This is a genomic window from Actinoplanes sp. NPDC051537, assembly GCF_055586105.1.
The window spans coordinates 149,625-174,020 of sequence record NZ_JBVJIU010000023.1; the positions used below are offsets into that span (position 1 = coordinate 149,625).

Genomic DNA, 24,396 nt, shown 5'->3' on the forward strand with positions numbered 1-24,396 from the left:
ACGCCACCCCCCCCCCCCCCCCCCCCCCCCCCCCCCCCCCCCCCCCCCCCGCCCCCCCCCCCCCCACCCCCCCCCCCCCCCCCCCCCCCCCCCCCCCCCCCCCCCCCCCCCCGGTCCGGTACGGTTGCCGGGCTCACCGTCGCCGACACCGGGCTGGGAATGACGTCTGACCACGAGGTCGTGATCGAGCTCGGCAAGCTCCGGCCCCAGCTGATCCGGGGCGTCCGGGTCTTCGCGGAGACGATCGCGATTCCCACGCTGCTGCTGTTCGTGCTGTTGCCGACGGCCGGCCTGGCCTGGGGGCTGGGCGCGGTGATCGGCTGGTGCGGGCTCGTGCTCGGCCTGCGCCGGCTGCTCGGTCATCCGCTGCCGAGCACGCTGCTGCTCTCGGCCGGCATGCTGTGCGGCCGGGCGGTGCTGGCCCTGGTGCTCTCCAGCGCGCTGGTCTACGTCCTCCAGCCGGTCGTCGGCTCGGCCCTGCTCGGCTTGCTCTTCCTGGGCAGCGCGGCGATCGGCCGGCCGATCACGAGCCGGCTGGCCCGGGACTTCGTGTCGGTGCCCGCCCACCTGTTCCACCACGACGGCATCCGGCGGCTGTTCTCGCGGGTGACGGTCGTGTGGGGCGTCTCCCGGGTGCTCGACGCCGGGATGAGCCTGGGCCTGCTGCACTGGGGACTGAGCTTCGGGCTGGTGTCGCGCCCGTTCTTCAGCGGCGCGCTGAGCGCGCTGACGGTCGGGATCTGCGCCGCCTGGGCCGTCCGCACGCTGCGCCGGATGCCGGGCGTGACCCTGCGCCTGCGGGCCGCCTGAGCGCCTGGCTTATGAGCGTGCGGGTCTGAGACATTCTGCGTCTCACCCGGCGTCGCTGTACTGGGGACATGCTTCTTATCGGTGGAAACGGAAAGACCGGGCGCCGGGTGGCCGGACGGCTCGCGGCGCGGGGGATCGGCGTGCGGATCGGGTCGCGCGGCAGCGCCACCCGCTTCGACTGGGACGACGAGGCGACCTGGCGGCCGGCGCTGGCCGGCGTGCGGGCCGCGTACATCACCTTCTATCCGGACCTGGGGTTGCCGGGCGCGGCCGAGAAGGTGGGCACGCTCGCCCGCCTCGCGGCGGCGAACGGGGTCGAGCAGCTGGTGCTGCTCTCGGGGCGGGGCGAACCGCTCGCCCAGGAGGCCGAGCGGCTGGTGCGCGAGGCCGGCACCGGGTGGACGGTCGTGTCGTGCAGCTGGTTCATGCAGAACTTCAGCGAGGACTTCCTGGCCGAGGCGGTGCTCGCGGGCGACCTCATGCTGCCGGCGGGGGACGTGGCCGAGCCGTTCGTCGACGCCGACGACATCGCCGAGGTGGTGGCGGCCGCGCTCACCGACCCGGGACGGCACGGCGGGCGGACGTACGAGCTCACCGGGCCGCGGGCGCTGACCTTCGGCGAGGCCGCGGCCGAGCTGAGCCGGGCCGTCGGGCGCACGGTCAAGTACACGCCGGTCACCCACGAGCAGTACGCGCGGGTGCTGGCCGACGCGGGGCTTCCGGTCGAGCTCGGCGACATGTTCCGCGGGATCCTCGACGGGCGCAACGCCGAGCCGGCCGACGGGGTGCGGGAGGCGCTCGGTCGCCCGGCGCGAGATTTCGCCGCGTACGCCGCCGGGGCCGCGGCCGCCCGGGCCTGGGGCTAGTTTCTCTGGGTATGGACGCCTTGACCGGCCTGCTCGACGGGCCCCGGGCCCGCGGCGCCTTCCTGCTGCGCTCCATCCTGGATCCGCCGTGGTCGCTGCGGATCCAGGACGGATCGCCGCTGTCGCTGATCACCCTGCTGCGCGGGGACGCGTGGATCATGCGGGGGGAGGAGTACGGCCCGGCCCGCATCGAGGCCGGCGACGTGGCGATCGTCAGCGGCACCTCGCCCTACGTCGTCGCCGACAGCCCCGCCACCGCGCCGCAGATCATCATCCATCCCGGGCAGCGCTGCGAGTCCGTGGGCGGCGCCGAGATGACGATGACCGGCCAGGACGTGCGCACCTGGGGCGCCACCCCGGACGGCGGCACCGTCATGATCAGCGGCACCTACCAGATGCACAGCGAGGTCAGCCGCCGCCTGCTCGACGCGCTGCCCGGCCTGCTGATCCGCCCGGCCGAGGCGAACGACAAGGCATTGATCGACCTTCTCGTACGCGAGATGGCCGGCACCGAACCGGCCCAGGACCTCGTCCTCGACCGCCTCCTCGACCTCGTGCTCGTGTCGGCGCTGCGCTCGTGGCTGGCGGCTCCGGCGCCGGACGTCCCCGGCTGGCTTCGTGCCCAGGCCGACCCCGTCGTGGGTCCCGCTCTGCGGCTGATCCACGACGAGCCGGCGTACGCGTGGACCGTCGCCTCCCTCGCCACCCGCACCGGCATCTCCCGCGCCTCGCTCGCCCGCCGCTTCTCCGACGTCGTCGGCGAGCCGCCGATGGCCTACCTGACCGGCTGGCGGCTCACGCTCGCCGCCGACCTGCTGCGCCAGAGCGAGGCCACGATCGAGTCCGTCGCCCGCCGCGTCGGCTACGGCAGCGCGTTCGCCCTGAGCGCCGCCTTCAAGCGCGAGCGCGGCATCAGCCCGCAGGAGTACCGCCGCCGTCCGGCCGTCGCGCCCACCCCGCTGGCGTCGGCCTGACGCGTTCAGGGGCGGGGGCCGTGGATCTGCGCGTGCAGGCGCTCCATGCGCTCGTCGAGGCGGGCGGCGTCGGTGGCGGTCGCCGCCAGCTCGTCGCGGAGGCTGGCCGGCACGTCCTCCTCGTACTTGTAATGGATCTTGTGTTCGAGGCTGGCCCAGAAGTCCATCGCCACCGTGCGTAGCTGCACCTCGACCGGCACGGCCACCACCCGGTCGGAGAGGAAGACCGGGATCTCGACGATCAGGTGCAGGCTGCGGTAGCCGTTGGCCTTGGGCTGGGCGATGTAGTCCTTGGTCTGCAGCAGCGTGACGTCCTGCTGGCGGGTAAGCATCTCGGCGACGGTGTAGACGTCCGAGACGAAGCTGCACACGACCCGGACGCCGGCGATGTCGCGGATCCGGTCGCGCACCGCCTCGAGCGTCATCGGGCAGCCGATCCGGCGGGCCTTGGCGTTGAGGCTGTCGACCGTCTTCAGCCGGGTGTTGACGTGCTCGATCGGGTTGCCCCGCCCGCGGTGCGCCAGCTCCTCGGCCAGAATCGTGATCTTGGTGCCGATCTCGGCGAGCCCGAACTTGTACACCAGCATGAAATGGCCCAGCTCGTCGGCCACCAGCCGGGAGGGCTGCATGCCGGCAACGGTCACCGGTTCCAGCGCGGACCGGTCGGTGGTCACTGTTCGTCTCCCGGCGTCTTCCAGCGTCGTAGATGCGCACCCACGGTAATTGGTGCATGCCCGTCCCGGGTGTGATCGCCGCCGCTGTGTGTGACGCCGGCATCGGTCACGATCTTCGCATGACGGGAGCGGTGTACGAGGTCAAGCGTCCCTGGTACGCCCGGTTGTGGGTTCTCGTGGCCGCCGCCCTCGTGGTCGTGGTGGTCGGCGTCGTGGTCGCCGTGGTGGTGATGGCCCGGCGGTCGCCGCTGGTGCCGGCCGGGCGGAGCATCGCCGGGGTCGGCGTCGGCGGGCTGAACGAGCGCGAGCTGCGGGCGGCCGTCACCTCGTCGGTGCGGCCGCGGGTCGAGCAGCCGGTCACCGTGCGGGTCACCGGGACCGAGCGGACCTTCACGCTCGTGCCGGCGGCCGCGGGGATCGCCCTCGACGTCGACGCGACGGTCCGGCAGCAGGCCGTGGTGCTGATCGTCGACCGGGCCCGGCTGCGGGCGGAGCTGGCCACCCACCGGCAGGCGGCCACCGACACCACGGTCACGCTGGCGGCGCCGTCGCCGCGGCTCGAGGCCAAGGGCGACACCTCGTACACCGCGGGCACGGCCGGCGTCGACCGGACCGCGGGGACGGCCGGCTGGACCCTGGACGCCGACAAGGCGGCCTCGGCGATCGAGGCGGCGGTGCGGGACGGGCGGGGTGCGGCGGCGGCCCCGAGCGTGCCGGCGACGCCCGGCACCCGGCCCGCGAACCTGGCCGGCGTCGATCAGCTGATCGGCACCTTCACCACGTACCACCCCTGTTGTGCGGCGAGGGTGACCAACATCCACCTGATCGCGAAGATCGTGGATGGCACCGTGATCGCGCCGGGGTCGACGTTCTCACTGAACGCCAAGGTCGGCGAGCGCACCCGGGACAAGGGTTTCGTGCCCGCCCCCGCGATCGTCGCCGGTGAGCTGGAGGACCAGCTCGGCGGGGGCGTCTCGCAGTTCTCGACGACGCTGTTCAACGCCGCCTGGTTCGCCGGGCTGCCGATCCTGAGGCACCAGCCGCACAGCAAGTACATCTCGCGGTACCCGCCGGGCCGCGAGGCGACGCTCGACTGGGGCAACATCGACCAGGTCATCCGCAACGACACCGCGGCGCCGGTGGTGATCCGGGTGAAGACCACCGGCACCTCGGTCACGGTCGGTCTCTACGGGCACACCGGCGAGCGCCGGGTGGTCTCGGAGACCGGGCCCCGCAACCCCACCGGCGAGGAGGGCGGCTTCGGCGTCCGGGTGACCCGCACCGTCTACGACGACGGCCGCAAGACCGGCTCCACCACCCTGCGCTGGACCTACGACGGCCTGGACTGATACCGCGCGAGTGACCCATGTCACGTCCGGCGGCGCACCCGCGGCGGCGATGCCATCGTCTTGCTGGTTGTGAGACGAAGCCTGGAGGCCGCGGACGAGGGTGAGCTCGTGCGGCGCACCGCCGACGGCGATCGGCGGGCATTCGATGAGCTCTACCGGCGCACGTCGCCGTGGCTGCTGGCCCGCCTCCGGCGCCGGTGCGCCGACGACGACGTGGTCGCCGACGTGATGCAGGAGACCTACCTGGCGGTGTGGCGGGCCGCGGGCAGCTTCGCCGGGACGGCCACCGAGGGCAGCGCGGTCGGCTGGCTCTGGACCATCGCCGCCCGCCGGCTCGTCGACGCGTTCCGCCGGCGGGTCCGGCAGAACCAGGTGCCGGCGGTGCCGCTGACCGAGACGGTCGCCTCCGCCGCCTCCGTCGCATTCGTCGCCTCCGCCGAGGACGAGGCGCTCGCCGGGCAGGTCGGGCACGAGCTGGAACGGGCCCTGCTGGAGCTGCCGCCGGAGGCGCGCCAGGTGCTGCGGGCGATGGTCCTCGACGGCCTGTCGGTGCGGGAGACCTCACTGCTGCTGGGCATGCCGGAGAACACGGTGAAGTCCCGGGCCCGGCGGGCCCGGATCGCGCTGCGGGAGGCGCTGTCATGACCACGCATCCGAGCCCCGCGGTGATCGCCCGCTACGCCGACCGGGAGGAAGCCCTCGACGAGGTCACGGTGTGGTCGGTCGAGACTCACCTGGAGGACTGCGCCGACTGCCGCGCCCAGGTCGCCGGCGGCCTCACCGACGACACCCGGGCCCTGCTCGACCGGGTGGCCGGCGGGATCGGCGAGGGCATCGCGGCCGGACCCGATCCGGCCCGGCGCCGCCGATGGTTCGCCACGCACCACCGCCGGCTCGTCTGGCATCTGGTCCCCTGGCTCACCATGACCGTCGCGGCGCTGGCCTGCGCGGTGCTGCTCCAGGCGCTGCTGCCCGGCCTGCCCTCGCTGGTGACCCTGCTGGCCCCGGTCGCGCCGCTGCCGGGGGTGGCGATCGCGTGGAGCCGCCGCCACGACCCGGCGTGGGAGCTGATCGCGGGGACGCCGGCGGCCGGGCTGGCCATGCTTTTCCGGCGTACGGCGGGGGTGCTCGCGGTGATCGTGCCGGCGCTCGCCCTGGCCGGCGCCCGCACCGGCGACGTGCATCTGGCCCTCACGCTGCTGCCCTGCCTGGCCTTCTCGGCCGCCACCATCGCGCTCGGCGCCTACATCGGGGTGCGCCGGGCCGCCCTCGGGCTCGGCGCGGCCTGGGTGCTGGCCGTGGTGGCGCCGTCGATCGCCGCCGCCCACCTGCCGGCGCTGCTGCGGCCGGGTACCGCCGTCGCCTGGCTGCTGGTGACGCTGGCCCTGGCCGGGATCGCGGCGGCCCGGGCCGCGGACTTCCGCCGGTTCCCCCTCAAATAAGGAGACTTGATGATGCGCACGGTGAGCGCGGCCGAGTCCGCACCCACCACCTACCCGTGGGCGGTGCACGCCGAGCAGTTGCGGGTGCGGGCGGGACGGCACCTGGCCGTCGACGGGCTCGATCTGGCTCTCGGCACCGGCGTCCACGGCCTGCTCGGCCCGAACGGGGCCGGCAAGACGACGCTGATGCGGGCGCTCGCCACCGTCGTGCGGCCGGCCGGCGGGCACCTGACGCTGCTCGGGGAACCGGTCGGCGGGCGGGGCGATCTGCGCGGCGTACGGCGGAAGCTCGGTTATCTGCCCCAGCAGTTCGGCTTCTACCCGCGGTTCACCGTGCGGGAGTTCGTCGAGTACCTGGCCTGGCTCAAGGAGATGCCGAAGACCGAGATCCCCGGCGCCGTGCAGCGGGCGATCGACCGGGTCGGCCTCACCGCCAAGGCCGGCGCCCGGATGAAGACGCTCTCCGGCGGGATGCTGCGGCGGGCCGGCATCGCCCAGGCGATCGTCAACGACCCGGCGGTGCTGCTGCTCGACGAGCCGACCGTGGGCCTCGACCCCGAGCAGCGCCTCGACTTGCGCGAGCTGCTGCGCGACGTCGGCGTCGACAGTTGCGTGCTGGTCTCCACCCATCTGGTCGAGGACGTCGTGGCCGCGTGCACCGACGTCGTCCTGATGAACGAGGGCCGGCTGGTCTACCAGGGCACGCCGGACGACCTGGCCGCCCGCGGCGGGGACGGCGACGCCGGCGACACCCCGGCCGAGCGCGGCTACTCCGCCCTGCTCAAGCGGCACCGGGCGGAGGCGGGCCGGTGAGCCGGGTCCTGCGCATCGAGCTGCGCCGGTCGGCGGCCATCGGCACCGCCCTCGCGCTGCTGGTGATCGGCGTCCTCGCGCTCTTCTTCGCCGACGGCGCCGGCTTCGCGACCGGGTGGATGCAACTGGCCATGGCCCAGCGGCTCTACCTGGCCCTGCTCTGGCCGCTGGCGCTGGCCGCCGGTGCCTGGCAGGCCCGCCGCGAGCACCGGTCGAACGTGGCCGAGCTGTTCGGGAGCACCGCGCGCCCGCGGGCGCAACGCACGGCGCCGACGCTGGGCGCGATGGCGATCGCGGTGGTCGGCGGCTACCTGGCGATGGGCGTCGCGGGCGGCGTGTGGATCGCCGGCACCGCCCGCTACCTGCCGGTGTCCGTCCTCGTCGTCACCGCGGTCGGCGCGCTGGCGCTGATCGCGGCGGCCTGGCTCGGGCTGGCCGCCGGGCGCCTGCTGCCGTGGCCGGTGACCGCCCCGGCGCTGGGCGTGGCCGGGCTGGCGCTGCTGCTGCTCATACCCGGCGCGACCCGTCCGCGGGGCTGGCTGGCGCTGGTGTTCTCGCCGATCTACGAGATGAACATGCCGGACGCGTACGCGACGGTGCCCGGCCGGGTCAGCGCCGCCCAGGCCCTGTGGCTGGCCGCCCTGGCGATCGGCGCGCTGCTGCTGGTCATCTCGGGCGGCTGGCGTCTGCGTACGGCCGCCGTGTTGCCCTTGATCGTGGGTGCCGTCCTGGCCATCGCCGTCATGCCGCACCGGAACCGGGTCGTCGTCGACGCCGTCGACCCGGTCGCGCAGGAGCTGGTGTGCGCCCGGGGCGAGCCGCGGGTCTGCGTGAGCCGGGTCCATGCCGGACTGCTCGACGAGGTCACCGGTGGGGCGCGCGAGGGCCTGGCGGTGCTGGCGAAGCTGCCCGGCGCGCCGACCCGGGTCCACGAGGACACCACCACGTACGTCCCGGACGTCTACCCGGCCTGGCACGACGACGTCGCCCTGCTCACCGTCGAGACCGGCACCGACGGCCACCTGCGGGACCGCGCCGACGTCCCGGCCGAGGTGGTGACCGCGGCGTTCGCCAGCCCGCCGCGATGCTCGACGCCCGCGAGCCGGGACGAGACGCTGGCCGCCGCCTACTGGCTGCTCGGGCGGCAGCCGGCCGACGCCGGGGCGGTCCCGCTGTGGCGGAACCTGCGCAGCTTGCCCGCGAGCTCGGCCCAGGCCAAGATCGTGGCGTTGCGCCGGGCCGCCCTGACCTGCTCCGTCAACCGATGAGGTGGCTCGCGCTCTACCTGCGCTCCCGGCGGGCGCCGGCGGCGGTGATCGTGGCCGGCGGGTGCGCGACGGCATCCTGGTCGCTGTGGTCGGTCTTCTCCGACAGCCGGGCCGTCGGCATCGAGACGGTCGTCCTGACCATCCTGCTGGCGGTCGCCGCGCTCACCGCCACGCTCGGCGGTTTCGACGACGCCCTGGAGAAGACGGCGGCGCTGCCCTGGGCGCCGCGCCGGGCCGGGCACCTGCTGGCGGCCTTCCTGGTGGTCGCCGGGCTGCCGCTGATCACGCTGGCGACCGGGGCCCGCTTCGGGCCGGTCTGGTTCGTGGTGCGGGACGCGGCCGGGCTGCTCGGGCTGACCGCGCTCGGGGCTGTCACGATCGGGACCGCGCGCGCGTGGTTCGTGCCGCTGGGCTGGACGTTGGCCGCGATCCTGTTCCCGCGGGCCGATCCGTGGCTCGGACGGGTCTTGACCTGGCAGTCGCAGGCTCCGTCCAGCGTGGCGGCGGCGGTTACGGCTGGTCTTCTCGCGGCTGGGGGACTTGTCGCGTACGCGGTGGCCGGGCCGGTGATTACTTCTGGGGTCCGCACCAGTCATACCTACGACTGACAACGATCGGGCGGAAGGATGACGTCATGAGTGCGGATACGGAGTCGGCGTTCTCGGAGCCTGCTTTCGCTGGGCTCGCCGAGTTGCACCGGCGGGAGTTGCACGTGCACTGCTACCGGATGCTCGGCTCGTTCGAGGACGCCGAGGACACGGTGCAGGAGACGTTCCTGCGGGCCTGGCGGCGGCGGGAGACGTTCGAGGGGCGGTCGACGTTCCGGGCCTGGCTGTACCGGATCGCCACCAACGCCTGCCTGGACATGCTGGCCAAGCGCCGCCCCGAGCCCGCGACCGGCGGCGAGGTGCGGTGGCTGCAGCCCTACCCCGACCGGCTCCTCGACGAGCCGGAGACCGTCGTCGTCGCGCGCGAGACGATCGAGCTGGCGTACCTGGTAGCGGTCCAGCACCTGGCGCCGCGCCCGCGGGCCGCGCTGATCCTGCGGGACGTGCTCGGCTGGCCGGCGAAGGACGTCGCGGAACTCCTCGGCGACTCCGTCAACTCGGTGAACAGCGCTCTCCAGCGGGCCCGGGCCGGCATGCGCGAGCACCTGCCCGCCGAGCGCCAGGACTGGACGACCGCCGGCGAGGACGACCCCGCGACGCGCGACCTGGTCCGCCGCTACATCGAGGCCGGCGTGGCCGCGAACGTCCCCGCCCTGGCCGCGATGCTGCGCGACGACGTCCGCTCCTCGATGCCACCCACGCCGGGCTTGCACATCGGCCACGACGCCGTGGTGGCCGACTGGATTAACGGCGGCTTCGAGGAAATGACGAACCTGCGCGCCGTGCCCACCTTCGCAAACCGCCAGCCCGCCGTGGCGTTCTACCACCGGCGCGAGGGGGAAAGCGCGTACCGGCCGCTGACGCTCGACGTCCTGCGCATCGCCGGCGGGGCGATCGCCGAGATCGTCACCTTCCACGCCGACCAGTTCCCGCGCTTCGGCCTCCCGTCGAACCTGGCCGGGGAGTAGCCCGATGGTCCAGACCACCCAAGCCGGGCGCACCCACCGCTTCCTCGGCCTAGCCGGCACCGGCCTTCTCGCCGCGCTCGCCGCGATGATGGCCGTCACCCTCGCGGCGGCGCTGGCCCGGGCCGCCGGGGTCGACTTCGAGCTTCCTGCTGGCGGCGGCGGTGAATCGATCCCGTTGCCCGGATTTGCCGTGATGACCGGTTTGTTCTCCGTCGTGGGCGTAGTCATCGCGGTAGCTCTTCTCCGCTGGAGCGCGCGGCCGGCCGAACGGTTTCTGTGGACGGCGGTGGCGCTGACCGTGATTTCGCTGGTCGCGCCGCTCGTCTCCGGGGGCAGCGCCGGCACCGTTGTCGCCCTCGTAGCGCTGCACCTCATCGCGGCGGCGGTGATGATTCCCGCACTGGTGCTTAGCCTGCGGGCGCGGGACGCCTGAGGTTTCGGGGTTCCTGTGGATTTCGGCGTTGGAATGTCAGACCCGGGTGCTTTGCTCTCCCCCACCCAGTGACCGGGGTGGGGGAGAGTAGCGGCGAGCAACGGCTGGCGGGCTGCGGCGTGCGGAGGCGGGCGGGCTGCGGCGTGCGGAGGCGGGCGGGCTGCAGCGTGCGGAGGCGGGCGGGCTGCGGCGTGCGGGGGTTGAGTACTGCGGGCTGGGTGCGGCGTGCAGCGGGCTGCGTTCGGCGGGCGGGCTGCGGCGTGCGGCCCTGTGGATTTCCGTGTTGGATTGTCAGACCTGGGTGCTTTGCTCTCCCCCACCCAGTGGACGGGGTGGGGGAGAGTAGCGGCGAGCAACGGCCGGCGTGCGGCGGCGTGCGGCGGGCGGGTTGCGGCGTGCGGCGGGCGGGTTGCGGCATGCGGCGGGCGGGTTGCGGCATGCGGCGGGCGGGTTGCGGCGTGCGGCGGGCGGGTTGCGGCATGCGCCCTGTGGATTTCCGCGCCTGAATGTCAGACCCCGGTGCTTTACTCGCCCACCCAGTGAACGGGGTGGGGAAGAGGAGCGGCGAGCAGCGGCGGGGGCCTAGGGCGGGGCGGCGGGCAATGGATGGCCGCGAGCGGCGGGGTGGCATGCAACGGGCGGCGGCGGGCAACGGCCCGCGAGCGGCGGCGGGCGGGCGCGGGGCGGGCGTGCGGCGGCGTGCGGCGGCGGGCGGGCGTGCGGCGGGCGGCGGGCGGGCGCGCGGCGGGCGGCGGGCGGGCGCGCGGCGGGCGGAGGCAGCGGGCAAGGCGGGCGGCGGCGGCCAGGCGAGCGCGCGGCGGTCGTGCGGCGGCAGGCAGGCGGTCGTGCGGCGGCAGGCAGGCGGGCGGCGACAACCGGCGATCGGCCGCAAGCCGCGCCCCGGACGCGGAGCGAACCCCCACGGATGGCATGTCGCATGCACGGCAGGACCGATGTCGAAGCGCCGCGGTCGTGTCAGCCTTCGCACGATGAGAGGGCACGACACGAGGGGACTCACCATCATGGCCGGAAACACCGGGGAACACGCGCTTGTCCTGGGCGGGAGCATCGCCGGGCTGTTGGCGGCGCGGGTGCTCGCGGATCACTACGCCGCGGTCACGGTTGTTGAGCGCGACCGCTTACCTACCGGGATCGAGCAGCGGCGGGGTGTGCCGCACGGGCAGCACGTGCACGCCATGCTGCCGGGCGGACTGCGGATCATCGAGGAGCTGCTGCCGGGCTTCACCGCCGCCGTCGTCGCCGCCGGTGGGGTGACCGGCGACATCCTCGCCGACGTTCGGTGGTATCTCAACGGGCGGTCGCTGCGGCGGGCGGCGGCCGGGCTGAACGCCCTGTCGGCCAGCCGGCCGCTGCTGGAGGGGACGATCCGGGAGCGGGTGCGGGCGCTGCCCAACGTCACCTTCCTCGACGGGTACGACGTGACCGGCCTGCACGCCTCGGCCGGGCGCGAGCGGATCACCGGAGCCACGATCGCCGGAGCGAGAGGAGGAGGAGGCGGCGGCCAGAAAGTCACCGCGGACCTCGTCGTCGACGCCACCGGTCGCGGCTCGCGGACGCCCCGGTGGCTGGCCGAGCTCGGCTACGAGCCACCCGCGGCCGACACCGTCGCCATCGACCTCGCCTACAGCACGTGCATCGTCGCGGCGCCGGACGATCTGCTCGGCGGCGACCTCGTGGTGGTCACGCCGCGCTTCCCGGGGCAGCGGCGCAGCGCCGTCATGCAGCGCCTCGAGGGTGGGCGGGTGCTGATCACGCTGGCCGGCGTGCTGGGGGAGCGGCCGCCGATCGCGCCGGACGAGCTGCCGGCGTACGCGCGCACCCTGTCCATGCCCGACACCTACGACGTTCTGTGCGCCGCCCAGCCGGTCGGGCCGCCGGTGCCGTTCCGCGTCCCGGCCTACGTGCGGCATCGCTACGACCACCTGCACCGGCTGCCGGCCGGCCTGCTCGTCGCGGGCGACGCTACCTGCGGCTTCAACCCGGTTTACGGCCAGGGCATGTCGGTGGCCGCGATGAACGCCGCCGAGTTGCGGAAGGAGCTGGAACGCGGCGGCGAGCCCGACCCGTACCGCTACTTCCAGGCCGTCTCCCGCATCCTCGAGGCGCCCTGGCGCCTGGCCGTCGGCGCCGACCTGGCCCTGCCGGGGGTGACCGGCCCGGCACTCGAGGAGTCGCCGCTCACCCCCGACTACCTGCGCCGGCTTCAGCTGGCCGCGACCGAGGACGCCGAGGTCGCGGTGGCCCTGGTGCGGGTGACCAGCCTGGTCGACCCGCCGCCGTTCCTGCTTCGCCCCGAGATCGTCGAGCGCGTCGAGCGGCTTCCGGTAGGTGCCGGACAATGATTGACTAGCACGCATGGTGACCGCGGCCCGCCCGCGCAACCGCAAGCAGCTCATCGTCGAGGCGGCCGGGCAGGTGTTCAGCCGGCGCGGCTACCACGCGGCGTCCATGGAGGAGATCGCCGCCGGTGTGGGCATCAGCGCGGCGGCGCTCTACCGGCACTTCCCGAACAAGTACACGCTGTTCGCGGAGTGCGCCGACGTCATGGCGAGCCGGCTGGCCGGCGCCCTCGACGAGCCCCCGCCGGGCGACAAGCTGCGGGACGTGCTCGCCGCCCTGGCCCGGGTCACGGTCGCCCACCGCGCGTCGGGCGGGCTCTACCGGTGGGAGTCCCGCTACCTCGAGCCCGCCGACCGCCGCCGGCTGCGGGCCAAGTTCGCGCTGGTCGTCGAGCGCGTGACGGCGGCGGCGAACCTGCCCGACGGGGACCTGCGGGCGGTGGCGGCGCTCGGCGCGATCGGGTCGATCACCATGCACCACTCCTCGATCGCCCCGCGGCGGATCGAGGAGCTGCTGGTGGAGTCGGCGATGAGCGTGGTCGCGACCGACCCGGCGGCGGCCGCGGGCAGCGCCGGGCTGGTCGAGCTGCCGGCCCAGCCGGTGCCGCGCACCCGGCGGGCCGAGATCCTGGCCGCGGCGATCCCGCTGTTCGCCCGGGACGGGTTCGCCACGGTCACCAACGCGCAGATCGCGCGGGCGGTGGGGCTGGCGCCGTCCGCGCTCTACCGGCACTACCCCGGCAAGGTCGACATTCTGGTCGCCGCCTGCCTCCAGGCGGCGGGGCTGCTGGCCCAGGCGGTGGACCGCAGCCTGCAGCGGGCGGCCGACCCGGACCGGGCCCTGGTCGCGCTGGCCGCCGCCTACGTGGCCTACAGCTTCGAGCACAATGCGCTCACCAGCGTCGCCGAGGCCGAGATCGGTGGCCTGCCCGACGACCTGCAACGGCCGCTGATCGTGGCCCAGCGCGACCACATCGCGGTCTGGGAGCAGCAGCTGCGTGCGGCCCGCCCGGAGCTCGACCCGCGCTCGGCGCGGCTGCTGACGCACGCCGGCTTCGGCGTGGTGGTCGAGGCCGGGCGGGCCCTGCGCGGGCAGGACACACCCGGCCACCGGGAGGCGGTCACGGCCCTGGTGCTCGGCGCGATAACACCTACGAGGGCCGGTTCCCGGTCGGAATCGTGATCGGCGTGTACGTCGCCGACGTCCCGTTGTTGAGGAACAGCATCGCCAGGGCGCGCACGAACCGGTCGAACATCGAGAACCCGCTCGGCATGATCGGCGACAGTCCCTCCCGGAACGCCACGTACGCCGGCCAGCCGACCTCGATCAGCCCGCGCGCCACGTAGTCGCGCGGCAGCCCGAGCCAGTCGCCGATCTTGTCGCTGAGCACGTACCGGACGAACTCGTCGAGGAACCCCCGGGTCACGCCCAGGTCGATCTGCGCGGTCAGCCCGAGCAGGACCCCGGCGAGGTCGATGCCCTCGGGCGTCGGGGCGAGGAGCGGCGTCAGCACGTACGCCGATTGCTGGTTCGCCGCCTGCCAGCTCGCCGGGATGAAGTCGTCGCGCACGCCCAGCAGATGCAGCGCCACCTGCCACATGTGCAGGTAGGCGTCCTGCTCGGCGGACGACATGCGGATGCCCCAGGCGCCGAGCTTGCTGTGCACGAACGTGCCGAGGCTGTGGAAGGTGACCAGGATGTCGCCGGTGCTGATCGGGATGAGGTCGCGGTCGTCGGTGACCGCCCGCCACGCCGGTGACTGCGGCAGCAGGTGCCGGACCGCGGCGTGGGTCAGGCGGGTCTTGTTCGACGTGACGACGAAGTGGCCGGTCGGCTGGAACGCGTCGGCGGCGCTCAGGTCGTACCCGTAGGTGAAGGTCTTGGCCGCCCGCGACTTCATGTCGGCGCCGCCGGCCGAGTGGTAGACGTTGCGCGCCTCGCGCGGGATGACCGTGCTCATGATGCCGCTGCCGAGGCCGTAGAGCAGGAACAGGTACATGCTCATCCGCTTGTTGAACTGCGCGCCGCGGGCGAGCTTGACCGGGTCGGCCCAGGACGGCAGGACGTTGACCTGGTTGAGGTAGGTGACCAGGGGAGCGGGCAGGCCGGCGGGCAGCGCGTCGCCGTTGGTCACCCACGATCCGAACGCGGTGTTGACGGCCGGGATCTGGCCGTTGTCGAGCAGCGAGGCGACCAGCGGGTCGGTGGCGTCGTCCCACACCGACCACGGGTCGGTGACCGTGCCGGTCGCCGCGAGCGAGCCGGCGGACGACCACGCCCATGCCGTGGACGGGGCCGCGACCCCGGCGAGACCGAGCGCGGCGCCGAGCGTCAGGACGTGTCTTCTACTGAGATTTGGCATTCGCTTACCTGCTTCCGGGCTGTCCAGAAGTGGTTAACAGGCCTGTGATTTCCCATTAACATAGCGATGCCCGAGATCATCGGCAAGGCTCAATGTCCGCGGGTGCGTGAACGGGCGTCAGGCGCGGCGGAACAGATCGGCCTCGAAGCGGTACGCGTCGCCGCGGTACTTGTTGTGGCCGATCAGCACGGGCGTCCCGTCCGAGGTGTACGCCACCTCGTCGCCGACCAGCACGGGCGCGCCGGCGGTGATGCCCAGCAGCCGGGCCAGCTCGGCGTCGGCGCTCTCGGCCATCAGCGTGTACGCGCTGCGGTGCACCTCGATGCCGCAGCGCTCGCGCAGCTCGTCGTAGAGCGACACGTCGGTCAGGTCGGCGGTCATCATGCCGGCGGCGCGGGCCTCGGGCAGCACCACCACGTCGAAGCAGACCGGTGTGCCGTCCATGCCGCGCAGGCGGTCGATCTCGATGACCGGGGCAGCTGGTGCGATGCGCAGCTTGGCCGCCTCGTCGATGCCGGCCGGCCGCACCGCCTGGCGCATGACGCGCGCGGTCGGGCGCAGCCCCCGGGCCCGGGCCATCTCGGTGAAGGACTGCAGCGTGCTGGGCGGCTCGCCGAGCACCTGGGTCGGGACGAACCACCCGCGCTGGGCCGATCGCTGGAGGGTGCCCTCGGACTCGAGCCGGCTGAGCGCGAGCCGCAGCGTGGCCCGGCTGACGCCGAGCTGGGTGGCGAGAACGCGCTCGCCCGGCAGGCGCGAGCCGGGCGCGTAGCGGCCGATGGCCAGGTCGCGGATCAGCTGCTCATAGGCCTGCGTCGAAGCGGTCCCAGTCGTCACGCCGAGCAGAGTACCAGTTGCCTCATTGGTGGGACCAGTCCTCGTTTCTGGTTCAGCACTGGACTAACTGGTATAGGACCATCTAGTGTCCGTGAGACCGGCGACACAACGGAGTGAAGATGAGATTTCATAAGGCAGGCATCGCGTTCGCCATCGCGTTGAGCCTGGCGGCGTGCGCACCCGGTGGCGGTTCGAGCGACAAGAAGGACGACGCCCCCGCCGCCGTCTCGACCGACGTCGCGAAGGCCGGCGCCGTCACACTCAAGCTGACCGACTTCTGGGGCGCGGCCGAGGGCGAGTGGATCAAGCAGGTCGTCGCCGACTTCCAGAAGAAGTACCCGAACGTCACCATCAAGCGGACGACCGAGGACTGGGGTCAGCTCAACTCCACCCTCAACCTCCAGCTCCAGGACGACGGCGGTCCCGACATCGCGACCGCCAACAACGGCTGGCAGTCGCTCGGCACGCTGGCCAAGGGTGGCCTGGTCGTCAACCTCGACCCCTACGCGAAGGCGTACGGCTGGGACAAGAAGGTCCCGACCACGATCGCCCGGCAGAACCAGTTCTCGGCCGACTTCAAGACCATGGGATCGGGCGCCTGGTGGTCGACGCCGATGGCGCGTACGTCGCTGATCGGCCTCTACTACAACGCCGACAAGCTCAAGGCCCTCGGCATCGACCCGCCCAAGACCCTCGCCGACGTCGAGGCCGCCGCCGCCAAGGCGAAGGCCGCGGGCGAGGTGCCGTTCGAGTACGGCAGCCTCGACGGCTCGACCACGATCCTCCTCGGCACGCAGGCTCTGCTCGCCGACAAGAAGAAGCTCAACGACTACATCTACGGCGACTCCTCGGTGAAGGCCGCCGACGTGGCCATGACCGACGCCGTCGCGCTCACCAAGAAGTGGGCCGACGCCGGCTACTACCCGCCGCACTTCGAGGGCATCGACTACCAGACCGCGGTCGCCAACTTCGTCGGCGGCAAGGGCGTCTTCCGCTGGGAGTACACCGGCTCGCTCGGCCTGAACGCCGCCCAGCAGGGTCACTTCGGCTACCTCCAGCTCCCGCAGCAGAGCGGCAGCGGGACGGTCGGCGTCGGCGCCGCGCCGGGCGCGATGGTGGTCTCGGCCAAGAGCAAGCACCCGGAGGTCGCCGCCGCCTTCCTCGACTACCTGATGTCGCCCGAGGCCGGCCAGGCCGCCGCCGACCGTGGTCTCGTCCCGGCGATGTCGCCGAACGTGAAGGTTCCGGCCGCCTCGCTCAGCCTGACCGGCGAGTCGGCGGGCGCCGCGACCCTCGACCAGAACGACGGTTACGTGCCCTACTTCGACTGGTCCAGCCCGACCATGCTGGACACGCTGAGCCAGAACCTCCAGCTCGTGTTCGCCGGCAAGACGACGCCCGACAAGTTCACGGCGGCCGTGGACAAGGACCGGGACACGTTCCTGGCGGGGCAGGGCTGACCATGCCCGCCACCGCGACCGGCACGCCCGCCCCGGCCCGCGAGGCGCGCCCGGCCTCCGCCACCGACGTCCGGCGCCGTTCCCTGCGGCGCCGGAACCGGTGGATCGGCCTCGGCTTCGCCGCGCTCCCGCTCGCCGTCTACGCGATCGTCGTGCTCGTCCCGCTGGCCCAGTCGGTGCAGTACTCGTTCTACAAGTGGGACGGGGTCAGCGCCTCGACCTGGGCCGGGCTCGACAACTACCGCTCGTTCGTCACCGACCCGGTGCTGCGCTCGACGCTCGGGCACGTCCTGGTGCTGATCGGCTTCTTCGCCCTGCTGCCCATCGCCCTCGGCCTGCTGTCGGCGGCGCTGCTCACCCGGGCCAAGCAGCCGGGGATGGCCGTCTACCGCTGGATCTTCTTCCTCCCGCAGGTGATGACCACCGTGGTCATCGCCCTGGTGTTCAAGCGGATCTACGCGCCGGACGGGCCGCTCAACGGGGCCCTGCGCGCGGTCGGGCTCGACTCGCTCGCGCGCACCTGGCTCGGCGACTTCACCTGGGCGCTGCCGGCCCTCGGGATGGTCGGGACCTGGGTGACCTTCGGCTTCTGCATGGTGCTGTTCATCGCCGGCACGTCCGCCATCTCGCCCGAGCTGTACGAGGCGGCACGCATCGACGGCGCCGGCCCGGTCCGCGAGTTCTTCGCCGTGACACTTCCCGGCCTGCGCGGGCAGATGGCGGTCGCGCTGACCCTGACCATCACGGCGGCGCTCCGCACCTTCGACCTCGTCTGGATCACCACCCACGGCGGCCCGGGCACGTCGACCCTGACCCCGGCGGTCGCGCTCTACAAGGCCGCGTTCCAGAACCCGCAGGTCGGGCTGGCGGCGGCGATCGGCGTGGTGATGGCGGCCCTGTGCCTGATCATCGCCGTCGTCATCACCCGCCTCTCGGAGAGGGACTGACCGTGATCTCGAAGATGGAACGCGTCGTCAACTACGTCGTGCTGACGCTGCTGGCCGTGCTCGTGCTCTTCCCGGTCGGCACGTTCGTGGTCGCGGCGCTGAGTCCCGACCGCTCGGGCCGGCCCGTCGGCCCGTCCGACTTCCAGTGGTCGAACTTCACCACCGCGTGGCACGACGCCGGCTTCGCCCGGGCCATGACGGTCTCGATCGTCATCGCCGTCTGCGTGGTGGCCGGCCAGGTGCTGCTCGCGCTGCTCGGCGGGTACGCGTTCGGCGTGCTCGGCGTCGTCGGCGACAAGGTGCTGTTCCCGATCGTCCTGCTCGGCATGATGATCTCCCTCGAGGCGATCATCGTCCCGCTCTACTACCAGTTCCGGACGTTCGGCCTGACCAACACGCTGCCCGGGATCATCCTGATCCACCTCGGCATGGGGGTGCCGTTCGGCATCTTCTGGATGCGGGCGGCGTTCCGGGCGCTGCCGCGCTCGGCGTTCGAGTCGGCCGAGCTCGACGGCGCCGGCGCGCTGCGCATGCTGCGGTCGATGGCGGCGCCGATGGCCCGGCCCGCCATCTACACGCTGATCCTGCTCAGCTTCATGTGGACCTGGAACGACTACTTCCTGTCCCTGGTCTTCCTGCACGGCTCGAACCAGACGCTGACCGTCGCCCTCGGCGTGTTCCAGGGCAAGTACGTCACGCAGATCAACCTGATGGCGGCCGGCGGCCTCATCGTCGCCGCGCCCGTGCTCATCCTCTACGTCGTCTTCCAGCGCAAATTCATCTCCGGAATGCTGGCCGGCGCGATCAAGGAGTAATCCCGTGTCTCTTGAACCGCTCGTGCTCGACGACGCCGGCGCGGTCGGCGAGGCCGTCGCCGCGACGATCCTCGACCGCCTGAAGGCGACCGGCGACCGGCCCTTCCTGCTCGGCTGCCCCAGCGGCCGCACCGCGATGCCGGTCTATGAAGCCCTGGCTCGCTCGCAGGCCGACCTCTCGCGCCTGGTCATCGTCATGATGGACGACTACCTCCAGGACGATCGCCGCGTCCCCTCCGACTTGCCGTATTCGTGCGAGGGCTTCGCCCGGCGCCGGATCGTCGAGCCGATCGGCGGGGCGAACGAGATCTGGGTGCCCGATCCGGCCGATCCGGCGGGCTACGACGACATCATCGCGGCGGCCGGCGGGATCGACCTGTTCCTGCTCGCCTCCGGCGCCGGCGACGGGCACATCGCGTTCAACCAGCCGGGAACACCACGCGACACTCGTACGCACGTGACGGCGCTGGGCGAGGCGACCCGGCGCGACAACATGGGCACGTTCCCCGAGTTCACCCGCCTCGACATGGTGCCCACCCACGGGGTGACGGTCGGCGTCGACACGATCGCCACGCTGTCCCGCGAGGTGATCATGATCGTGTGCGGCGAGCACAAACACGCGGCCTACCAACGGATCGCGGCAGCCGAGGCCTACGAGCCGGACTGGCCGGCCACCGTCGTCGTCGAATGCAAGAACCCCACGCTCATCGCGGACCGCGCGGCCGCACTTCCGGAAAGTTGATCATGGCATCCATCAAGCTCGTCTACATCGGCGGCGGGTCCTCCCGGGGCGCCGGGACCATGGCCTCCATCCTGGCCCACGGCAAGGAGTTCGACGGCTCCGAGATCGTCATCCAGGACGTCAACCCGGACCGCCTGCACGCCGTGGAGACCATCGCCCGGAAGATCGCCAAGGCCGAGGGCCTCGACATCACCGTCTCGTCGACCACCGACCGGCGGGCCGCGCTGACCGACGCCGACGCCGTCCTCGCCAGCTTCCGCCCCGGCGACTTCGCCGCCCGCGCCCTCGACGAGCGCATCCCGCTCAAGCACGGCGTCATCGGCCAGGAGACGCAGGGACCGGGCGGGTTCTTCATGTCGCTGCGCTCGATCCACATCTACGAGGACATCGTCCGCGACCTCGACGCCGTCGCGCCGAACGCGGTGATCTTCAACTACACCAACCCGGTGAACATCGTGTCCCAGGCGGTCACCCGGTTCACCGGCCGCACGATCTGGTCGATGTGCGAGGGGCCGATCGTGTTCCCGAAGACGGTGCTGCGCGCGGCCGGCCTCGACCCGGCCAAGGCGAACATCGTGATGGCCGGGGTCAACCACAACTGCTGGTCGTACGAGCACACGTACGAGGGCCAGGACCTCATGCCGCTGCTCGACGCCGCGTGGGCGGCCCGCAAGGACGACCCGGCACTGGACATCCACGCCAAGCGGATGCTGCGGCTGGCCACGGTCATGCGGTCGGTGCCGGCCGACTACTTCCAGTACTACTACTTCCGCGACGAGGTGCTGCGGGAGGCGCAGGGCAAGCGCACCACCCGCGCCGAGGACCTGCTCGCCGCCCTGCCCGGGTACTGGCAGCACTACGAGGAGCAGATGAACGTCGACGTTCCCGAGCTGGACCCGAAGCGGTCCCGGGGCGGCATCCACGAGCTCGAGCTGGCGATCGACGTGATGAGCGCGTACTACAACGACAAGAGCGCCCGTCTGCCGGTCAACCTGCCCAACATCGGGGGCGCGCTGCCCGGCTTCGACGAGGATGTCGTCGTGGAGATGTGGTGCACGGTCGACGGCCGGGGCGTGCGCCCGCTGCCGCAGAAGCCCCTCCCGCACGCCGTCCGCGGGCTCGTCCAGCAGCTCGCCGAGTTCCAGTATCTGGCGGCCGAGGCCGCGTGGCAGGGCACCCGCGCCGACGGCATCCGCGCGCTGGCCGCCAACCCGATGGTGCCCACCCTCGCCGTCGCCGAGGAGCTTTACGACGAGATGGCGTACGCCCACCGCGCCTACCTGCCGGAGCGGCTGCTCCGATGAGCGGTTGCTACCTCGCGGTCGACGCCGGGAACTCCAAGACGGTCGCCCTCGTCACCGACGCCGGGGGCGCCGTCTTGGGCCGGGGCCGGGGCGGCAACGGCGACATCTACGGGGCGCCGAGCGTCCCGGAGGCGCTCGCGTCCGTGTTCGGCGCCGTCGACGCCGCCCTGACCGGCGCCGGGGTCACCGCCCGGGACATCGCCTCGGCGGCGTTCCGGATCGCCGGCGTCGACTACCCCGAGGACGCCGCGTTCTGGGACGGCCACCTGCGGGAACGGCTCGGCGACATGGGCCGGTGGAGCGTCAAGAACGACGCGTACGCCTCGCTGCGGCTGCTCGACGGTTCGGGAGTGGCCGTGTCGATCACCGTCGGCACCGGCCCGGCCGTCGCCGCCCGGGCCAAGGACGGCCGCGAGGAGCACTCCGGCTTCTTCGTCTTCGACCACCTCGGCGGGGGCGGGCTCGGCAACGCCGCCGTCAAGGCGGTGTGCCAGGCCTGGATGGGCATCGGCCCCGGCACCGCCCTGAGCGAGACGATGTGCGCCTTCTTCGGGGTCGCGGACGCGTGGGAGCTGCGTCACGAGTTCACCCGCCGGTTCGGCGCGCGGCCCGCGACCGATCTCTGGACCGCCGCGCGGCTGGTGCTCGCCGCCGCCGCGGCCGGGGACCCGGTCGCCCGGGACATCGTCGCCGCCCAGGCGGAAGCGTTCGTGAAGTACGCGCAATGGTGCAGCCGGCGGGCCGGCGTCGACCTCGCGTCCGGCCAGCTGCCGGTGCTGCTCAACGGATCGGTCGCCACCTCCGAGCACCCGGCGATGCGGGACGCGCTCACCGCGACGCTGAACGACGTCGCGCCGGCGGCCCGCGTCGTCGTCGCCGACGCCTCGCCGCTCAGCGGCGTCGTGCTCGACGCGCTGGCCGAGGGCGGTGTCGACGTCGGCCCCGGCCTGCTCGCCCGGGTGCGCGACGCGCATCCCGAAGACTTCCTGATGACGTGAGGACGTCGATGATCAATATCTCGGAGCTCACGCTCGAAGAGAAGGCGTCGCTGCTCTCCGGGCACGACGACTGGTACACCGAGGCGATCGAGCGGCTCGGCCTGCCCGCGATCGAGGTCGGGGACGGCCCGCACGGGCTGCGCAAGGAGACCGGCGTCGACATGGTGTGGGTGCCGGCGACCGGGTTCCCGACGGCGTCGGCGATGGGGGCTTCCTGGGACCGGGATCTGGTACGCCGGGTGGCGGCGGCGATCGGGGAGGAGGCCCGGGCCGAGGGCGTGCAGGTGGTGCTGGGCCCGGGCGTCAACATGAAGCGTTCGCCGCTGTGCGGGCGGAACTTCGAGTATTTCGCCGAGGATCCGGTCCTGGCCGGCGAGCTCGGGGTCGCGTACGTGCAGGGAATGCAGTTGATCGGTGTTGGCGCCTCGCTCAAGCACTTCGCCGCCAACAACCAGGAGATCGAGCGCACCCGCATCTCGGTCGAGGCCGACGAGCGCACGCTGCGCGAGATCTACCTGGCCGCGTTCGAGCGGGTGGTCAAGACCGCCGACCCGTGGACGGTGATGTGCTCCTACAACCGCCTGCACGGCGTGCACGCCTCGGAGAACCGGTGGCTGCTCACCGACGTGCTGCGGGACGAGTGGGGGTACGACGGCGTGGTCGTCTCCGACTGGAACGCGGTCCACCACCGGGTGCGGGCGCTGGCCGCCGGCCTCGACCTCGAGATGCCCGGCACCGGCGGGGTCACCGACGCCGAGATCGTGGCCGCGGTGAAGGCGGGCGAGCTCGACGAGGCCGTCGTCGACACCGCGGTCGCCCGCGTCCTGCGGCTCGTCGAGCGGGCGTACCCCGGTCCCGGCCTGGTCAACGGGCCGGTCATGGACCTCGGCGTGGCGGCCGGCGACCGCCTCTCCCGGGCCCAGCTCGATCTGCTGCACGCCGAGCAGCACCACGAGCTGGCCCGGGAGGCGGCGGCCGGTTGCGTGACGCTGCTGCGCAACGAGAACGCGGTGCTGCCGCTGCGGGAGGGCGCCCGGATCGCGGTCATCGGGGCGTACGCCGAGCACGCCCGCATCCAGGGCGGCGGCTCGTCCGGTGTCGACCCGACCTTCGTCGACCACGCGCTCGGCCTGTTCGGCGACGCCGCCTACGCGCCCGGCTATGTGCACACGCCGCTGAACGCGTACCAGGACGATCTCCCCGCCTACCTGGCCGCGCACGACGCTTCGTTCCACGACGACGGCAAGGGCCCGGCGCGCCGCTCGGCCGCGCTGGCCGAGGCGCTGCGGCTGGCCGCGGCGGCCGAACGGGTGGCCGCCGGCCCGCTCTCGGCCCAGGCCGAAGCCCTGATCGACGAGGCCGTCACCGTCGCCGCCTCCGCTTCGGCCGAGGTGATCATCGTCTTCGCCGGGCTGCCGCTCGCCTTCGAGCAGGAGGCCGACGACCGCACGACGCTGGCGCTGCCGGCCGACCAGGTCGCGCTGCTGGGCCGGCTGGCCGACCTGCGCGAGCGGACCGGCGCCGCGCTCGTCGTGGTGCTGTCCAACGGCTCGGCCGTGACCATGGACCCGTGGCACGACCGGGTGGACGCGATCGTCGAGGCCTGGCTGCCCGGTCAGGCCGGCGCCGGCGCCGTGGTCGACGTGCTGTTCGGCCGGGTCAACCCGTCCGGCAAGGTCGCCGAGACGTTCCCGCTGGCGCTCGAGGACACCCCCGGCTACGTGACCTGGGCGGGGGAGCGGGGCACGGTGGTGTACGGCGAGGGGGTGTTCATCGGCTACCGCTGGTACGACGCCCTGCGCCGGGCGGTGCGCTACCCGTTCGGCCACGGGCTGTCGTACACGACGTTCGGGTACACGGATCTCGCGATCGCTTCTTCCGGCGCCGGCGTTCGCGTCTCGTGCACCGTCACCAACACCGGACCGGTCGCCGGCCGCGAGATCGTCCAGCTCTACGTCGGCGATCCCGACGCGGCCGTCCGCCGCCCGGTGCGCGAGCTGCGCGGCTTCGACAAGGTCGCGCTCGGGCCCGGCGAGAGCACGCGGGTGACCTTCGAGCTGGAGGCCCGCGATTTCGCATATTGGGACGTCGCCGGCCGCGGTCGTCAGGGCGCGTGGCGCCTGGAGGGCGGCGAGTTCGTCATCGAGGTCGGCGCGTCGTCACGCGACATCCGCCTGCGCGCGAGCATCGAGCTTCCGGACGACCCGGCGTTGCCGCCCCTGGTGCCCGACGAGAAACTGCTGGATTACCCAAGTTGAGTATCGCCGTGGTGGGGGGGGGGGGGGGGGGGGGGGGGGGGGGGGGGGGGGGGGGGGGGGGGGGGGGGGGGGTGGGGGGGGGGGGGGGGGGGGGGGGGGGGGGAGGT

Annotated in this window: 23 protein-coding genes; 20 read left to right on the top strand and 3 right to left on the bottom strand. The window is 73.0% G+C overall.

Annotation, left to right across the window (positions count from 1 at the left end; all coding sequences use genetic code 11):
* Positions 1–159 precede the first annotated feature (159 nt).
* The 3 genes from ACZ6TB_RS41840 (at position 160) to ACZ6TB_RS41850 (ending at position 2,650) form a co-directional block, all read left to right on the top strand.
* Positions 160–810: a DUF3159 domain-containing protein gene (locus ACZ6TB_RS41840; protein ID WP_465565087.1), complete on the top strand. Its 651-nt coding sequence runs from the start codon at positions 160–162 to the stop codon at positions 808–810.
* 68 nt (positions 811–878) lie between these two features.
* The gene (locus tag ACZ6TB_RS41845) at positions 879–1,676 is read left to right on the top strand and encodes an NmrA family NAD(P)-binding protein (protein WP_465565089.1); all 798 of its coding nucleotides are present in this window, start codon (positions 879–881) and stop codon (positions 1,674–1,676) included.
* A gap of 11 nt (positions 1,677–1,687) precedes the next feature.
* Complete coding sequence (locus tag ACZ6TB_RS41850) at positions 1,688–2,650, top strand: AraC family transcriptional regulator (protein ID WP_465565092.1); 963 nt, start codon at positions 1,688–1,690, stop codon at positions 2,648–2,650.
* A 5-nt stretch (positions 2,651–2,655) separates the two neighbouring features.
* On the opposite strand, the gene ACZ6TB_RS41855 is transcribed toward ACZ6TB_RS41850, so the two are convergent.
* Positions 2,656–3,324 carry a GTP pyrophosphokinase gene (locus ACZ6TB_RS41855; protein WP_465565094.1) on the bottom strand — a complete coding sequence of 223 codons (669 nt, stop codon included), beginning with the start codon at positions 3,322–3,324 and terminating at the stop codon, positions 2,656–2,658.
* Positions 3,325–3,443: 119 nt separating this feature from the next.
* Here ACZ6TB_RS41855 and ACZ6TB_RS41860 point away from each other — a divergent pair, with 119 nt between their 5' ends.
* The 10 genes from ACZ6TB_RS41860 to ACZ6TB_RS41905 all read left to right on the top strand — a co-directional run bounded on the left by ACZ6TB_RS41860 (position 3,444) and on the right by ACZ6TB_RS41905 (position 13,748).
* Positions 3,444–4,673 carry a VanW family protein gene (locus ACZ6TB_RS41860; RefSeq protein WP_465565097.1) on the top strand — a complete coding sequence of 410 codons (1,230 nt, stop codon included), beginning with the start codon at positions 3,444–3,446 and terminating at the stop codon, positions 4,671–4,673.
* 69 nt (positions 4,674–4,742) lie between these two features.
* Positions 4,743–5,318, top strand: a complete 576-nt coding sequence (locus ACZ6TB_RS41865; RefSeq protein WP_465565099.1) for an RNA polymerase sigma factor — start codon at positions 4,743–4,745, stop codon at positions 5,316–5,318.
* Positions 5,315–6,115 (top strand): hypothetical protein, encoded by an 801-nt coding sequence (locus ACZ6TB_RS41870; protein ID WP_465565101.1) that lies wholly within the window; start codon positions 5,315–5,317, stop codon positions 6,113–6,115. Before ACZ6TB_RS41865 ends, ACZ6TB_RS41870 begins: the two co-directional genes overlap by 4 nt.
* Before the next feature lie 12 nt (positions 6,116–6,127).
* Positions 6,128–6,928, top strand: a complete 801-nt coding sequence (locus tag ACZ6TB_RS41875; RefSeq protein ID WP_465565164.1) for an ABC transporter ATP-binding protein — start codon at positions 6,128–6,130, stop codon at positions 6,926–6,928.
* A complete protein-coding gene (locus ACZ6TB_RS41880) occupies positions 6,925–8,196 on the top strand; it encodes a hypothetical protein (RefSeq protein ID WP_465565104.1) in 1,272 nt (423 codons plus the stop codon). The genes ACZ6TB_RS41875 and ACZ6TB_RS41880 overlap by 4 nt, the downstream gene beginning before the upstream one ends.
* Complete coding sequence (locus ACZ6TB_RS41885) at positions 8,193–8,804, top strand: hypothetical protein (protein ID WP_465565106.1); 612 nt, start codon at positions 8,193–8,195, stop codon at positions 8,802–8,804. The genes ACZ6TB_RS41880 and ACZ6TB_RS41885 overlap by 4 nt, the downstream gene beginning before the upstream one ends.
* 26 nt (positions 8,805–8,830) lie before the next feature.
* The gene (locus tag ACZ6TB_RS41890) at positions 8,831–9,772 is read left to right on the top strand and encodes an RNA polymerase subunit sigma-70 (RefSeq protein ID WP_465565109.1); all 942 of its coding nucleotides are present in this window, start codon (positions 8,831–8,833) and stop codon (positions 9,770–9,772) included.
* Between the two features lie 4 nt (positions 9,773–9,776).
* On the top strand, positions 9,777–10,205 hold the full coding sequence (locus ACZ6TB_RS41895; protein WP_465565111.1) for a DUF6069 family protein: 429 nt from the start codon (positions 9,777–9,779) through the stop codon (positions 10,203–10,205).
* A gap of 989 nt (positions 10,206–11,194) precedes the next feature.
* A complete protein-coding gene (locus ACZ6TB_RS41900; RefSeq protein WP_465565113.1) occupies positions 11,195–12,568 on the top strand; it encodes an FAD-dependent oxidoreductase in 1,374 nt (457 codons plus the stop codon).
* Positions 12,569–12,581: 13 nt separating this feature from the next.
* Positions 12,582–13,748 (top strand): TetR/AcrR family transcriptional regulator, encoded by a 1,167-nt coding sequence (locus ACZ6TB_RS41905; protein ID WP_465565116.1) that lies wholly within the window; start codon positions 12,582–12,584, stop codon positions 13,746–13,748.
* Here the strand turns inward: ACZ6TB_RS41905 and ACZ6TB_RS41910 are convergent.
* Positions 13,717–14,928: an oxygenase MpaB family protein gene (locus ACZ6TB_RS41910; protein ID WP_465565118.1), complete on the bottom strand. Its 1,212-nt coding sequence runs from the start codon at positions 14,926–14,928 to the stop codon at positions 13,717–13,719. The two genes, ACZ6TB_RS41905 and ACZ6TB_RS41910, sit on opposite strands and share 32 nt — an antisense overlap.
* A gap of 117 nt (positions 14,929–15,045) precedes the next feature.
* Positions 15,046–15,765 carry a GntR family transcriptional regulator gene (locus ACZ6TB_RS41915; RefSeq protein ID WP_465565121.1) on the bottom strand — a complete coding sequence of 240 codons (720 nt, stop codon included), beginning with the start codon at positions 15,763–15,765 and terminating at the stop codon, positions 15,046–15,048.
* Positions 15,766–15,884: 119 nt separating this feature from the next.
* Between ACZ6TB_RS41915 and ACZ6TB_RS41920 the strand changes: the two genes are divergently transcribed.
* The 7 genes from ACZ6TB_RS41920 to ACZ6TB_RS41950 are packed head-to-tail and all read left to right on the top strand — an operon-like array spanning position 15,885 to position 24,289.
* On the top strand, positions 15,885–17,225 hold the full coding sequence (locus ACZ6TB_RS41920; RefSeq protein ID WP_465565123.1) for an ABC transporter substrate-binding protein: 1,341 nt from the start codon (positions 15,885–15,887) through the stop codon (positions 17,223–17,225).
* A gap of 2 nt (positions 17,226–17,227) precedes the next feature.
* Complete coding sequence (locus ACZ6TB_RS41925) at positions 17,228–18,172, top strand: carbohydrate ABC transporter permease (protein ID WP_465565125.1); 945 nt, start codon at positions 17,228–17,230, stop codon at positions 18,170–18,172.
* Positions 18,173–18,174: 2 nt separating this feature from the next.
* Positions 18,175–18,987 carry a carbohydrate ABC transporter permease gene (locus ACZ6TB_RS41930; protein ID WP_465565127.1) on the top strand — a complete coding sequence of 271 codons (813 nt, stop codon included), beginning with the start codon at positions 18,175–18,177 and terminating at the stop codon, positions 18,985–18,987.
* Positions 18,988–18,991: 4 nt separating this feature from the next.
* Entirely contained in the window at positions 18,992–19,729 is a 738-nt protein-coding gene (locus ACZ6TB_RS41935) for a 6-phosphogluconolactonase (protein WP_465565129.1), read from the top strand.
* A 2-nt stretch (positions 19,730–19,731) separates the two neighbouring features.
* Positions 19,732–21,033 carry a family 4 glycosyl hydrolase gene (locus ACZ6TB_RS41940; RefSeq protein ID WP_465565131.1) on the top strand — a complete coding sequence of 434 codons (1,302 nt, stop codon included), beginning with the start codon at positions 19,732–19,734 and terminating at the stop codon, positions 21,031–21,033.
* The gene (locus ACZ6TB_RS41945) at positions 21,030–22,031 is read left to right on the top strand and encodes a BadF/BadG/BcrA/BcrD ATPase family protein (RefSeq protein WP_465565134.1); all 1,002 of its coding nucleotides are present in this window, start codon (positions 21,030–21,032) and stop codon (positions 22,029–22,031) included. Before ACZ6TB_RS41940 ends, ACZ6TB_RS41945 begins: the two co-directional genes overlap by 4 nt.
* Positions 22,028–24,289 (top strand): beta-glucosidase, encoded by a 2,262-nt coding sequence (locus tag ACZ6TB_RS41950; RefSeq protein WP_465565136.1) that lies wholly within the window; start codon positions 22,028–22,030, stop codon positions 24,287–24,289. Before ACZ6TB_RS41945 ends, ACZ6TB_RS41950 begins: the two co-directional genes overlap by 4 nt.
* Positions 24,290–24,396: the final 107 nt, after the last annotated feature.

What these genes read in the sequence shown, in the direction of transcription:
- ACZ6TB_RS41840 (WP_465565087.1), top strand. Translation starts at nt 160, where the DNA reads ATGACGTCTGACCACGAGGTCGTGATCGAGCTCGGCAAGCTCCGGCCC.
- ACZ6TB_RS41845 (WP_465565089.1), top strand. Translation starts at nt 879, where the DNA reads ATGCTTCTTATCGGTGGAAACGGAAAGACCGGGCGCCGGGTGGCCGGA.
- ACZ6TB_RS41850 (WP_465565092.1), top strand. Translation starts at nt 1,688, where the DNA reads ATGGACGCCTTGACCGGCCTGCTCGACGGGCCCCGGGCCCGCGGCGCC.
- ACZ6TB_RS41860 (WP_465565097.1), top strand. Translation starts at nt 3,444, where the DNA reads ATGACGGGAGCGGTGTACGAGGTCAAGCGTCCCTGGTACGCCCGGTTG.
- ACZ6TB_RS41870 (WP_465565101.1), top strand. Translation starts at nt 5,315, where the DNA reads ATGACCACGCATCCGAGCCCCGCGGTGATCGCCCGCTACGCCGACCGG.
- ACZ6TB_RS41875 (WP_465565164.1), top strand. Translation starts at nt 6,128, where the DNA reads ATGCGCACGGTGAGCGCGGCCGAGTCCGCACCCACCACCTACCCGTGG.
- ACZ6TB_RS41885 (WP_465565106.1), top strand. Translation starts at nt 8,193, where the DNA reads ATGAGGTGGCTCGCGCTCTACCTGCGCTCCCGGCGGGCGCCGGCGGCG.
- ACZ6TB_RS41890 (WP_465565109.1), top strand. Translation starts at nt 8,831, where the DNA reads ATGAGTGCGGATACGGAGTCGGCGTTCTCGGAGCCTGCTTTCGCTGGG.
- ACZ6TB_RS41895 (WP_465565111.1), top strand. Translation starts at nt 9,777, where the DNA reads ATGGTCCAGACCACCCAAGCCGGGCGCACCCACCGCTTCCTCGGCCTA.
- ACZ6TB_RS41900 (WP_465565113.1), top strand. Translation starts at nt 11,195, where the DNA reads ATGAGAGGGCACGACACGAGGGGACTCACCATCATGGCCGGAAACACC.
- ACZ6TB_RS41905 (WP_465565116.1), top strand. Translation starts at nt 12,582, where the DNA reads ATGGTGACCGCGGCCCGCCCGCGCAACCGCAAGCAGCTCATCGTCGAG.
- ACZ6TB_RS41910 (WP_465565118.1), bottom strand. Translation starts at nt 14,928, where the DNA reads ATGCCAAATCTCAGTAGAAGACACGTCCTGACGCTCGGCGCCGCGCTC.
- ACZ6TB_RS41920 (WP_465565123.1), top strand. Translation starts at nt 15,885, where the DNA reads ATGAGATTTCATAAGGCAGGCATCGCGTTCGCCATCGCGTTGAGCCTG.
- ACZ6TB_RS41925 (WP_465565125.1), top strand. Translation starts at nt 17,228, where the DNA reads ATGCCCGCCACCGCGACCGGCACGCCCGCCCCGGCCCGCGAGGCGCGC.
- ACZ6TB_RS41940 (WP_465565131.1), top strand. Translation starts at nt 19,732, where the DNA reads ATGGCATCCATCAAGCTCGTCTACATCGGCGGCGGGTCCTCCCGGGGC.
- ACZ6TB_RS41945 (WP_465565134.1), top strand. Translation starts at nt 21,030, where the DNA reads ATGAGCGGTTGCTACCTCGCGGTCGACGCCGGGAACTCCAAGACGGTC.